This window comes from Pseudocitrobacter sp. CD920760, assembly GCF_057782505.1.
Window position 1 is genome coordinate 4,463,123 of record NZ_CM173490.1, and the last position, 12,652, is coordinate 4,475,774.

Sequence of the window (12,652 nt, forward strand, 5' to 3'; positions counted from 1 at the left end):
GTTATATATTGGTCAGGATTTGTGACTCGCAAACCCTCGTAAGGGCTATTCTTAATCGCAACGGCGTAATTAACAACGTTTTTACAGGAAAATGTGTACGTTGTCGCCTTAAGCCCCCTCACCCCGGCCCTCTCCCACAGGGAGAGGGTGAAAACCAACGCAGTTCTTAATGTCAGGCACATTCAGCCCCCTCTCCCTAAGGGAGAGGGTTAGGGTGAGGGGTAAGCTTTACTCCTCGCTCTCTCCCGCGCTCTGACGCAACGGAGAGTCGATATCGATACGGTCGATTTTCTGCAACCCACGCATCAGCGTACCGCGACGGCCACGTTCGCCCGTCACTTTTTGCAGCTCTTCCGGACGCAGTTTGATTTTGCGTTTCCCGACGTGCACGGTCAGCGTGGTCTGTGGCGGCAGCAGGTAAAGGTGCGCCAGACTATCTTCCCCTTTCGCCGCTTCCGCTGACGGGATGTTGATAATCTTGTTGCCCTTGCCTTTCGACAACTGCGGCAGGTCGCTTACCGGGAACATCAGCATGCGACCCGCGCTGGTGATCGCCAGCAGCATGTCAGACTCATCTTCTACCACTACCGGCGGCAGAACGTGTGCGTTTTCCGGCAGCGAGATCATCGCTTTACCCGCGCGGTTACGCGCAACGAGATCGTTGAACGTACACAGGAAACCGTAGCCCGCGTCGGAGGCCATCAGCAGTTTCCGATCGTCGCTCTCCATCAGCATATGCTCAACGGTCGCGCCCGGCGGGAGCGTCAGCTTACCGGTCAACGGTTCGCCCTGACCGCGCGCCGACGGCAGCGTGATAGGGTCGATGGCATAGCTGCGTCCGGTCGTATCAACAAATACCACCGGCTGATTGCTCTTGCCTTTCACCGACGCTTTCCAGCTGTCGCCCGCTTTATAACTCAGCCCCTGCGCGTCGATGTCGTGACCTTTGGCGCTACGCACCCAGCCCATCTGCGACAACACAATGGTCACCGGCTCAGACGGCAGCATGTCATGCTCGCTCATCGCCTTCGCTTCATCACGCTCGTGCAGCGGAGAACGACGATCGTCACCGAAGGTATCGGCATCCGCCTGAAGTTCTTTCTTCAGCAGGTTATTCATTTTGCGTTCGGACGCGAGAATCGCCTGCAGCTGATCGCGTTCTTTCGCCAAATCGTTTTGCTCACCACGAATCTTCACTTCTTCCAGCTTCGCGAGGTGGCGCAATTTCAGCTCAAGGATGGCTTCCGCCTGCGTTTCGCTAATGCCGAAGCGCGACATCAGCGCCGGTTTCGGCTCATCCTCGGTGCGAATGATCTCGATCACTTCGTCGATATTGAGAAACGCCACCAGCAAACCTTCGAGGATATGCAGGCGCTTAAGGACTTTCTCCAGACGATAATTCAGGCGACGACGCACGGTGTCGCGACGGAACGCCAGCCATTCGGTGAGGATCTCCAGCAGGTCTTTCACCGCCGGGCGACCATCGAGGCCTATCATGTTCAGGTTGATGCGATAGCTTTTTTCCAGGTCCGTAGTGGCGAAGAGGTGATTCATCACCGGCTCCATATCCACACGGTTGGAACGCGGCACAATCACCAGACGCGTCGGGTTTTCGTGGTCCGACTCATCGCGCAGGTCATCGACCATCGGCAGCTTTTTGTTGCGCATCTGGGCGGCGATTTGCTCCAGCACTTTCGCGCCGGAAACCTGATGCGGCAGCGCAGTGATCACCACCGCGCCATCTTCTTTATTCCAGACCGCGCGCATACGCACCGAGCCGCGCCCGTTCTGGTAAATTTTGCGGATTTCCGCGCGGGGTGTGATGATTTCCGCTTCGGTCGGATAGTCCGGCCCCTGCACGATATCAAGCACTTCATCCAGCGTGGTTTTCGGCTGTTCAATCAGTTTGATGGCGGCGTTAGCGACTTCGCGCAGGTTGTGCGGCGGAATATCCGTCGCCATACCCACCGCAATGCCGGTGGTGCCGTTCAGCAGAATATTTGGCAGACGCGCAGGCAGCATTTTCGGCTCCTGCATCGTACCGTCAAAGTTCGGTACCCAGTCCGCCGTGCCTTGTCCCAGTTCACCCAGCAGCAGCTCGGCATACTTCGACAGACGCGATTCGGTATAACGCATTGCCGCGAACGATTTCGGATCGTCAGGCGCACCCCAGTTCCCCTGTCCATCGACCAGCGGGTAACGATAAGAGAATGGCTGCGCCATCAGCACCATCGCTTCATAGCAGGCGCTGTCGCCGTGCGGGTGATATTTACCTAACACGTCACCGACGGTACGCGCCGATTTTTTGAATTTGGCGCTGGCGTTCAGGCCCAGCTCAGACATCGCATAGACGATGCGGCGCTGCACCGGCTTCAGACCATCACCAATAAACGGCAACGCGCGATCCATGATGACGTACATGGAGTAGTTTAAGTAGGCGTTTTCCGTGAATTCATGTAGCGCAAGGCGCTCTGCCATATCGCTCATTAATGGGGGTTCCTCAAATCTGCATGCTGACCGTTCGGACGGCAATATTGCCGCAGATAATACCCTATCTCACGGGCTGAGTCACAAGTCCGTGAGTTGAGGCGAGGAAGGCGGTTTATTGCAGTGGCAGGTAAATATCCGTTTGCAGTTCGTGCTCGGCAACTTCATTGACAAAATTGTGATACTGGAAAAAGACCGGGAAATCGCGCGGGGTTTCACCGCTGCCAGGCAGCCAGTCGCGGAACAGGTACCAGACGCTTTCGCCGACCGTATCCAGCGAGCCGTGATGGCGCACTACCGCGCAGCGTCCGGCGGGAATTTCGCTGTTAATGACGCCGTGGGCGTTTTCAGGCACAGGCGCGTTGACGCTGCCGCAAATATCAAATCGGAATGCCTCCGGCGCCGTCGTTTGCGGGTCGTCCCAGGCGATGCCAAAGGTAGCGCTTTGCGCGACCGGCGACAGGCCCGTTTCTTTGCGCCATAAAATAAACTTCGCGGCGCTGTAGTTCACTAATTCCGGATTACCGCGATGTTGCAGTAACGCAACCGGTGTACGGGGAAAATCGACAAGGGTGACATCCATATTTTTTTGCCCTTTTATGTTCATCATTGGCATGCGCTGGTGCCAGACACGCCAGTCCGGCAGTTGCCGAAACTGTCGCGGGCTTTGACCAAACGCGGTCTTGAAAGCTCGAGTGAATGACTCCGGGTTCTGAAACCCCGCATCCAACGCAATATCGATAACCTTATCCTGTGGATTAAACGCCAGCCGCCACGATGCGCGGCGCAGGCGCAACCACTGGATGTAGCGGTAGAGCGGCATTCCGACCCAGGCGGTAAACTGCCGGTGGAAATGGAAAGGCGAACAGTGCGCCATCTGGCTTAATGACTCTAACGAGAGAGGCGTATCCAGATGGCGCTCGATATAGTCACACACTCGCCGTAAGCGAGCCGAATATTGCGTTTTTAACCGGTCATTCATCACGGCCTCCGTGCCAACAATAGTGCCGGGGTTACGTCGTGAGATCCTGACCGATCTTGCGCATTCTTCCCGATTACGGTTTCAGTTTCTGAATCTGTTTGACGTCGATTTCAACCGAGTTCCAGTCTTTATCCACTTCACCGCGAATTTCCACTTTATCCTGCGGGGTGACGGTCAGACCGTTCCAGCGTTTGTCGTCGATATCCACGTTGATGGTGCCGGTCTCATCTTTAAAGGTATAGAGATCGTCAGAGATACGCTCAACGATAGTCCCTTTCAGCGTAACCCAGGTGTCATCGCGCAGGGTTTTCGCATTGGCAACGGTGGTTACAGTACCATCCGGGCCAACGAAGCCGCCGCTTTGTGTTGACGTTGAATTTGGGCCAGAAAAACCGCCCTGAGTGTTAGCCAGAACCGGGGTAGCGATCAGCGCCAGGACGGCGGCCATTGCAGCAAGTTTCTTCATGATATTTTCTCCCTTAAATTTCATTACGAAAGCCATTTAACAGGATAATGCTTAACGACTTCTTAAGGTAAAAATATTCTTTTTTTTACTGTACAGCGCAGGTCTGATAAGGGTTTACTGGCTTTATTCAGGCAGAGTGGCAAGGAGCGCAAGATGCGAATTTTACTGGTAGAAGATGACAAACTGATTGGCGACGGGCTAAAAACCGGCCTTGGCAAAATGGGCTTTACCATCGACTGGTTTACCCGGGGCGAAGAAGGGAAAATTGCCCTCGACAGCGCACCGTATGACGCCGTCATCCTTGATCTCACTCTGCCCGGCATCGATGGGCTGGATATTCTGCGCAGCTGGCGAGAAAAATCGCATCATGAGCCGGTTCTGATCCTCACCGCGCGCGACGCGCTCAGCCAGCGCGTTGAAGGGCTTCGCCTGGGGGCGGACGACTACTTATGTAAGCCCTTTGCGCTGATTGAAGTCGCCGCCAGGCTGGAGGCCTTAATCCGTCGCGCACACGGGCAGCCCAGCAATGAACTGCGCCACGGCGCGGTGACGCTCGATCCCGGTAAACTGACCGCCACGCTCAACGGCGAACCGCTTCCTCTTAAACCGAAAGAGTTTGCTCTGCTGGAGTTGCTGCTGCGCAACAGCGGGCGCGTTCTGCCGCGCAAGCTTATTGAAGAAAAACTCTACAGCTGGGATGACGACGTCACCAGCAACGCCGTGGAAGTACACGTGCATCATCTGCGCCGCAAACTGGGCAGCGAGTTTATCCGCACCGTACACGGCATCGGTTATACGCTGGGGGCGCAGTGAAACTGTTTCCCCGCCTCAGTCTGCGCGTTCGCCTGACGCTGCTGTTTATGCTGCTTTCTGCCGCCGCATGGCTCTGCGCCAGCCTGGTGGCCTGGCATCAAACCACCAATAAACTGGATAAGCTCTTCGATACCCAGCAAATGCTGTTTGCCAAGCGCATCAGCGCGATGGATTTTACCGACGTTCGCAGCTCGCGGCAGTTTATCCGCGCGCCGAAAAAGGTCAAACACGGGCATCTTGATGAAGATGTGCTGGCTTTCGCGGTGTACGCGATCGACGGCAGAATGGTGATGCACGATGGCGAAAACGGCCCGTTCATCCCTTATAGCTATCGCCGGGAAGGGTTTGACGACGGCAACTTGATCAATGATGACGATCGCTGGCGTTTTCTGTGGCTGACCACCGCCGATAAAAAATACCGCATCGTGGTCGGCCAGGAGTGGGAATATCGCGAAGAGATGGCGCTGGACATCATCACGTCGCAGCTTACACCGTGGTTGGTGGCGCTGCCGGTAATGTTTTTACTGTTGATTCTGCTGCTCAGCAGCGAACTACGGCCGCTGAAAAAATTAACGCTCACCCTACGTTGCCGTTCGCCGGAAGACGATACGCCACTCAACACCAAAGGCGTACCGAACGAGGTGCGCCCGCTGGTTGACGCCCTTAATCACCTCTTCCATCAAACCCATGAAATGATGAACCGCGAGCGACGTTTTACCTCCGACGCCGCCCATGAACTGCGTAGCCCGTTAACCGCGCTGAAAGTGCAGACCGAAGTGGCGCAGCTCTCACAGGATGATGCCGACGCGCGCGAGAAAGCCTTGTCACAGCTGCATGAAGGGATCGACCGCGCCACCCGCCTGGTGGAACAGCTGCTCACCCTCTCCCGCCTCGATTCGCTGGATAATCTGGCAGATGTACAGACGGTCCAGCTGGAAGAGTTGCTGCAATCTGCGGTGATGGATATTTATCACAGCGCCCAGCGCGCGGGCATTGAAGTTCGCTTACACCTCAACGACATCAGCATTGCCCGCACCGCGCAGCCGCTGCTGCTCAGCCTGCTGGTACGTAATCTGCTGGATAACGCCGTGCGCTACAGTCCATCAGGCAGCGTTATCGACGTGACCCTGGAACAGGACAGTTTTACCGTGCGCGATAACGGGCCAGGCGTCTCACCGGAAGCGCTGGCGCGAATGGGCGAGCGTTTTTATCGCCCACCAGGGCAAGAGCAAACGGGCAGCGGGCTGGGGTTGTCGATTGTGCGGCGCATTGCGTCTCTCCACGGTATGACGGTGAATTTCGGCAATATTCCTGAAGGCGGATTTGAAGCACGGGTGCGCTGGTAATTAGATTATTGCTCATACAGCAAAAGACTTTGCACATTTTGCTCATATTCACGCTTCGTCAGGAGGGGTATTATAACCGCCAAACGCTTTTCACCGAGGACAAAAAATGAGCAACATATTGATTATTAACGGCGGCAAAAAATTTGGCCACTCTAACGGCCAGCTGAACGACACCATGACCGAGGTCGCGGAAAGCTTCCTGCGCGACGCCGGACATGATGTTAAAGTTGTGCGCGCCGACAGCGATTACGACGTGAAAGCCGAAGTACAAAACTTCCTGTGGGCCGATTCCGTTATCTGGCAGATGCCGGGCTGGTGGATGGGCGCACCGTGGACCGTGAAAAAATATATCGATGATGTGTTCACCGAAGGTCACGGCGCACTGTATGCCAGCGATGGTCGTACCCGTTCCGATGCCAGCAAAAAATATGGCTCCGGCGGCCTGATTCAGGGCAAAACCTATATGCTTTCCCTGACCTGGAACGCGCCAATGGAAGCATTCACCGATAAAGAACAGTTCTTCCACGGTGTGGGCGTAGACGGTGTTTACCTGCCGTTCCACAAAGCCAACCAGTTCCTTGGTATGGAAGCGCTGCCGACCTTTATCGCCAACGACGTCATCAAAATGCCTGACGTTCCGCGTTATATTGCAGAATACCGCGAGCATCTTGGTAAAATTTTTGCTTAACTGGGAAGCTGGATTAAGAAGGAGTTTACTATGTTGACAGTTATTGCAGAGATTCGTACTCGTCCGGGCCAACACCACCGTCAGGCGGTTCTGGATCAGTTTGCGAAAATCATCCCGACCGTTTTGCAGGAAGAAGGCTGCCACGGCTACGCGCCAATGGTTGACCATGCTGCGGGCGTGAGCTTCCAGACCACGTCTCCAGACTCTATCGTGATGATTGAGCGGTGGGAAAGCATCGCGCATCTTGAAGCGCATCTGCAAACGCCGCACATGAAAGCCTACAGCGAAGCGGTGAAAAACGACGTGCTGGATATGTCTATTCGTATCCTGGAAGCGGGCGTTTAAGCTTTAGTCTGGATGTTGTGCCGGGTGGCGATTACGCTTACCCGGCCTACAAAGGATTGCCAGCCCGGGAAACGTACGCGCCACCGGGCAATCACTCACCAGTACAATTTCCAGCTCTGCGTCATGCGCATCAGCGCTTCCACGTAGAAATAATCCCCCCAGCTACTGCACTCATCTACGCCTTTATTTCCGGCTAAATGGTAGACCGAGTGTTTCAGCAGGCCATTACCCGGCTCATCTAACCCTGTCAGATAATGCTTCGTCAGCGACGACATCATCCCTATCGCCCATTGCTGATAACGCGCGCGATCCGGATCGGTGACCGGCAGAGATTTCACCAGCTCCAGCAGACCACAAACCGCAATCGCCGCCGAAGAGGAATCACGTAATGCGTCGGTGCCCTGCAATGCCAGATCCCAGTGACATACCGCATCCTCCGGCAGACGATTAAGAAAGTAGTTCGCCAGCTTTTTCGACAGGCTAATCAGTTGCTTGTCGCCGGTGTAGAGGTAACTCAGCATAAAACCGTAGATGCCCCACGCCTGCCCGCGCGACCAGCAGGAGTCATCCGCATAGCCCTGCTGCGTATTGCCAAAGCGCGGCGCCCCGGTCTGCACATCCATATAGTAGGTGTGATAGGTCGATGCGTCGTCGCGCACCAGATACTTCGCCGACTGGCGCACATGCGCTTTTGCCGCCTCGGCAAAACGCGGGTCGCCGGTTTGTTCACTGGCCCAGTACAGCAGCGGCAGATTCATGGTGCAGTCAATGATCATGCGACCGGCCTGCGCGGGATCGTTAAGATCGCCCCATGCCTGGATGATCTCCGCTTTACGATGGAACCGCTCCAGCAGCGCTTCGGCGGCCAGCAGGGAGAAACCACGTGCATCGCGATTGCCCGTCAGACGCCAGGCGGCAACGCAGGAGAGCGTATACAAAAAACCGAGGTCGTGCGTGTTGGTATCGTGTCGCCCGGCAATGCGCAGGCCAAACGAGCGCACATGCTTTTCCGCCAACGCGCGGAAAGCCTCATCACCGCTCATCTCCCAGGCAAGCCACAATTGGCCCGTCCAGAAACTGGTGGTCCATTCGACGTTTTCCGTCAGCGGATAAACCCCTTTTTCACAGGTCTCCGCCGGAAATTTTTCGCCAAACTCCGCCATATGGCGGCGAATCAGCGTCAGAACGTGCTGTCGTGCAGCACCCATCTCATCGTTAAACGCGTCCATATTTACCGGCGCGCCCGGGAATTCTGGTAATGTTTCCTCAATGACGGAATTGTGCATTTTCGTGTCCTTATTACTCTTCGGTTCAGGATTATTTAGCCGCATTGTTTTCAGCCACATTTAGCGCCGCAGGGCGGTTACGTTGGGTACGACAGGCGGATAAGGTAAATGCCGAGATAACAGTAAACAGCAGGGCGATTGAGCCCATCAGGATGTACGTTTTTTCAAAACCAATGCGGTCATAAAGAATGCCCGCAGGCGAGGAGACCACGACATTACCGACATATAACATCGCCTGGTAACCCAGCAGATACATGGTCGCATTGACGCGTTTATCGAAATGTTCGGCGATATATTTAAATACCGATACCAGCAGCAAACAGATTTCCAGACCATACAGCGGCTTCAGTACGGAAATAAGCAGATGCGAATCACACAGACCGGAAATAATCAGACGCGCGCCAACCACGGCACCGACGATTAACAACCCGCGTTTGGCACCGATATAATTCACCACCAGCGGAATAAACATATACATCACGAATTCAATGCCGGACTGTACGGTACCAAGATAGCCAAACAGCGCATTGCCCTGATGAACATCCTCGAAGAAGGTGACGAAATAGCGCGAGAACTGCTGCTCGGCGATAAACATCATCCATGCCACGCCCGCGACATACATGCAGAAGGCCCAGAATTTACCGCTTCGCAGCAGCGCGTAGACGTCGGCCGGGGCGATTTTCTCCTTCGTTAGCACTTCGCTTGCATAAACGGAGTTAGTGTTCACTTTCAGGCTGATAAGTACCACCAGCATGATAATCGACGCCACGCTGCCCATAATGAAGTTATAGGCGGGCGAGAGGTTAAACAGCAGGCCCGAGAAAGAGGACGCCACTGCCCAGCCGAGCGACCCCCACATACGGATCTGGCCGAACTCCATGCCGTTTAAGCGACTGTAACGGTCTGCATACGATTCACAGGCTGCCACGCCCGCATACCACGCAAAGCTCAGGTAAATCGCGCCGACGATAATCCCCAGCATGGTGTGCGACAGCAGCAGCGGCTGATAGACATAAATAAAAAATGGTGCCATCAGAGCAGAGACCGCAACGACAAAATAGAGCAGGCATTTACTCATGCCTATTTTATCGAGAATATAACCGTAAATCGGTTTTAGGATAACGGCAAAGATGCCATTTACCGCAAAAACAGTACCGATCACCGTGCCGCTTAAATTAGCTTTTTGCCCTAACCAGATAGCAAATAAACCAATACTGGCGGACCAGGTAAAAAAGTAGAGAAAAATAAAGGTACTTATTTTGTAATATTCAAGCCTGTTTTGAGACGATAACTTTTCCATACCATCCTCGACGAAAGCATGTAGGATCAACAGAGAGTATTCCGGGCCTGCGCCCGGAAAATTAAAAACTCAGAGCAGCATATTGTTTGTCTGATTCACCAATAACTCTGAGCGTATTCTTTTCAATAACCAGCCGTGGCGGCTGTTGATATTTTTTCGTCACGTCGCCGCTGGCAGCCACCGCGCAGCAGAGCCAATGTTCACCCGGCGTCAGGTCGGCGGTGAGTAACGGAATCGACGCACATTCGGCGAACATCACGCTACTGTTGGGCGGCGTCACGACCGCATCACCCTGCCGTGTAAGCGTTGGTGAGAGATCGGCAATCACGCTGACACCATTGCGCGCGGTAATCTGACACCGGCCTTCACCCTGCTGCGCATCGGCCTTCATCACCGCGAAACCGCCCTCGGCACTTTGCAAATGTCGCGCGGTATCCAGACGATGTACGCGTACGTGCCACTCGCCTGCCGGAATAAGCCAGGTGGTGACGTGCACGTCTTGCCAGGGCGACCAGCGTGAAACGATCGCATTCTCCTGCACCTCAACGCATTCGCATTCCCGACGCCCGCGCCAGTGGTTATCGTTCTCGGCAAGCAGCAGCATGGAGTCGCTGGCCGCATGTTTGATGCCGTAACGCCCGCGTTCGATGGTGAAACCAAAACGGCTGGAGTAGGCAAATTTGGTGTACTTGGCGTCGGTGTTCACATAGTTGTTCAGCTCCAGCTGGCCGGAGGTGAGCATCACAACATGTTGCGAATGTTCGCTGTGCTGCAAAACCTGCTGCGCAGGCGCAATAACGTGAACATCCTCCAGCGCGGGCAGCGGCAGTTCTTGCGCCTGCCAGAATGAGTGATCCGCCGGCAGCGCCAGAATCAAAAAGACCTTCAGCGCCCAGTATGGCGAGCCCGGCGCGTTGTAGTCCTCGCACATCGCCAGATTCGGATAGGCGAAACCAAGGGTCAGAATGCCGTCGCGATCGAAAATCGGTTTTTCCAGCCACCAGCGCAGATGACGCAAAATGATGCCCTTCACCACGCCCGGTGAGAAGACATCCAGCCCGGCGAATGCCACACCGCTCCAGAAGGCAACCATCGCAAAACGATAGGTCAGGCTGCGCCCAAAGGGCACGGAAGCGCCATCGGCGGCACTGAGATAGATAAAGTCGCGGGCAAACAGCGTGGCGCGTTCGCGGATGGTCGCCGCGCGCTGCGGATCGTCGCTGCCGTTCAGGGTCGCGTAGATCAAGCCATAAAAATGAAAGGCCATTGAGATGTAATAATCTTTGGGCCGCCCCGGACCATCGGAATACCAGCCATCACCCAAATAGTAGGCTTCCATCATTGCGAAGCGTTTATCGATGGCCAGACGATCGTAAGGCAGACCGGCACGTTTAAAGCCCAGTTGCACCATGATGGCAAAGTAGTTCCAGTTACTGTCCGGCATTTGTGAATCGGTGATTTGATCCAGCCAGCGGTGCAGATTATTCAGCTCAGCGGCGCTGAAATGATCGGTGAAGCGGCCCGGTAACAGCGCCAGCCCAAGGCCATAGGCCGCCATCTCGACCAGACGCTGATCGTACGGGCCCGTTTCGCCCCAATACCCTGGGCTGTGTGGATCGGTGCCTGTCTTGATGGCGGTGAAATATTTGTCGCTGAAGGGTACCTCTGCCCCGCCCGCCAGCAACGGGAACAGGCCCCACAGCGCGCGTGACAGCCCTTCCATTTCGGCAATCTCCACACTGTAATGCGCGCAGGTATCGCCCAACGAGAATTGCGCCGCACCGGCGGGAAACTGTTTATCCAGCGCACTCAACATGCTTGTGAGCGCGGTCACCACCTCTTCACGTGAAGACAATGAATTTGATTTTTCCATCACCGCCAGAACCCTCTGCTTAGCCATCCTCGAAAGTGGCTCAAGCATAGAGAATCGGACAGGGCGTGAAATGTTAACCCGGTCACAACTGATATGATTAAATAAACCGCAGCTTGATAAAATTTAAAACGGTGGTTTAGTGGGGGAATTAATAACGTAAAAATTTAATTCTGTTGCTATGAGTACATCATTAAATGCGGAACGTCTGGAGCTGATCACGCTGAAGGATAAGGTAGCGTCATTCAGCCGCCTGTACGCTAACAGCGTGCGCTACCACCACTGGCATCAGTGTCTGGAAGTGCTGTACGTCGAAGAAGGATTTGGCGTGGTGATTGTCGATAATCGCCAGTACACCATGCGCCCGGGGCGGCTGTTTTTCTTCCCGCCGTTTACGCTGCATAAAGTGATGGTGGATGAACAAGCGCATGACACCTACCGCCGCACGATTATTCATCTCGATCAGCATGCGATTATTCGCCTGCTGCGCGACTTTCCCGACGCGAGAAGCCGTCTGCAAATGCTGTCTCAACGCGCAGCCCCGGCCTTTGTTGCCGACCTTGCCGACGCACATCCTCATATCGATTATCTGTTTACGCTTTACGCCCGTCTTGCCGCTTCCGGGCTCAGCGCGGAGCATATTGCCAGCCTGCTGATGGCGTTGCTTCACATGCTGCCACCCGCGCAGGAAAAAATGCCAGAGGATAACCACGGTATCGCCAGCCCGGTGATGTTCTGGATAGAAGAAAACTATCGGCAAAAATTCAGCCTCGATAAGCTGGCGCAGGATCTCGGTAAATCGCGCAGCTATCTCTCGCGGCGGTTTCACGTCGAGACCGGGGAATATATTCACAACTATTTGAATACGATACGGCTGCGGCGAGCCTGCGAGTTATTGCTGCATAGCGCGATGAGCGTGGCGGAGGTGGCAAGCCAGGTCGGATTTGCCGATACCACATGGTTTATCAGCTCGTTTAAGAAAGGGATTGGCGAAACGCCGTTACAGTATCGGAAAAATCATCGCGCGGGTTAACCGTCATGGAGGCGCAGCCGGCCTCCATGACGTCAG

The 12,652-nt window shown here is 54.9% G+C and carries 11 protein-coding genes; 5 read left to right on the plus strand and 6 right to left on the minus strand.

Annotation, left to right across the window (positions count from 1 at the left end):
• Positions 1-228 precede the first annotated feature (228 nt).
• The 3 genes from parC to AC1MKH_RS20915 all read right to left on the minus strand — a co-directional run bounded on the left by parC (position 229) and on the right by AC1MKH_RS20915 (position 3,935).
• Positions 229-2,487, minus strand: a complete 2,259-nt coding sequence (gene parC / locus AC1MKH_RS20905; protein WP_276223196.1) for a DNA topoisomerase IV subunit A — start codon at positions 2,485-2,487, stop codon at positions 229-231.
• Between the two features lie 115 nt (positions 2,488-2,602).
• On the minus strand, positions 2,603-3,469 hold the full coding sequence (locus AC1MKH_RS20910) for an AraC family transcriptional regulator (RefSeq protein ID WP_276223197.1): 867 nt from the start codon (positions 3,467-3,469) through the stop codon (positions 2,603-2,605).
• Between the two features lie 73 nt (positions 3,470-3,542).
• A complete protein-coding gene (locus AC1MKH_RS20915) occupies positions 3,543-3,935 on the minus strand; it encodes a YgiW/YdeI family stress tolerance OB fold protein (RefSeq protein WP_276223198.1) in 393 nt (130 codons plus the stop codon).
• 153 nt (positions 3,936-4,088) lie between these two features.
• Here AC1MKH_RS20915 and qseB point away from each other — a divergent pair, with 153 nt between their 5' ends.
• The 4 genes from qseB (at position 4,089) to AC1MKH_RS20935 (ending at position 7,127) form a co-directional block, all read left to right on the plus strand.
• Positions 4,089-4,748: a quorum sensing response regulator transcription factor QseB gene (qseB, locus tag AC1MKH_RS20920; protein WP_276223199.1), complete on the plus strand. Its 660-nt coding sequence runs from the start codon at positions 4,089-4,091 to the stop codon at positions 4,746-4,748.
• A complete protein-coding gene (gene qseC / locus AC1MKH_RS20925) occupies positions 4,745-6,094 on the plus strand; it encodes a quorum sensing histidine kinase QseC (RefSeq protein ID WP_276223200.1) in 1,350 nt (449 codons plus the stop codon). Before qseB ends, qseC begins: the two co-directional genes overlap by 4 nt.
• A 106-nt stretch (positions 6,095-6,200) precedes the next feature.
• Positions 6,201-6,782 (plus strand): NAD(P)H-dependent oxidoreductase, encoded by a 582-nt coding sequence (locus AC1MKH_RS20930; protein ID WP_231826220.1) that lies wholly within the window; start codon positions 6,201-6,203, stop codon positions 6,780-6,782.
• Between the two features lie 30 nt (positions 6,783-6,812).
• Complete coding sequence (locus AC1MKH_RS20935) at positions 6,813-7,127, plus strand: putative quinol monooxygenase (RefSeq protein WP_276223201.1); 315 nt, start codon at positions 6,813-6,815, stop codon at positions 7,125-7,127.
• A gap of 95 nt (positions 7,128-7,222) precedes the next feature.
• Here the strand turns inward: AC1MKH_RS20935 and AC1MKH_RS20940 are convergent, their stop codons facing one another.
• The 3 genes from AC1MKH_RS20940 to AC1MKH_RS20950 all read right to left on the minus strand — a co-directional run bounded on the left by AC1MKH_RS20940 (position 7,223) and on the right by AC1MKH_RS20950 (position 11,613).
• Entirely contained in the window at positions 7,223-8,413 is a 1,191-nt protein-coding gene (locus AC1MKH_RS20940) for a glycoside hydrolase family 88 protein (RefSeq protein WP_276223202.1), read from the minus strand.
• 31 nt (positions 8,414-8,444) lie between these two features.
• Positions 8,445-9,713: an oligosaccharide MFS transporter gene (locus AC1MKH_RS20945; RefSeq protein WP_276223203.1), complete on the minus strand. Its 1,269-nt coding sequence runs from the start codon at positions 9,711-9,713 to the stop codon at positions 8,445-8,447.
• A gap of 61 nt (positions 9,714-9,774) precedes the next feature.
• Positions 9,775-11,613, minus strand: a complete 1,839-nt coding sequence (locus AC1MKH_RS20950; RefSeq protein WP_327621862.1) for a DUF2264 domain-containing protein — start codon at positions 11,611-11,613, stop codon at positions 9,775-9,777.
• 151 nt (positions 11,614-11,764) lie between these two features.
• Here AC1MKH_RS20950 and AC1MKH_RS20955 point away from each other — a divergent pair, with 151 nt between their 5' ends.
• Entirely contained in the window at positions 11,765-12,616 is an 852-nt protein-coding gene (locus AC1MKH_RS20955; RefSeq protein WP_276223205.1) for an AraC family transcriptional regulator, read from the plus strand.
• Positions 12,617-12,652: the final 36 nt, after the last annotated feature.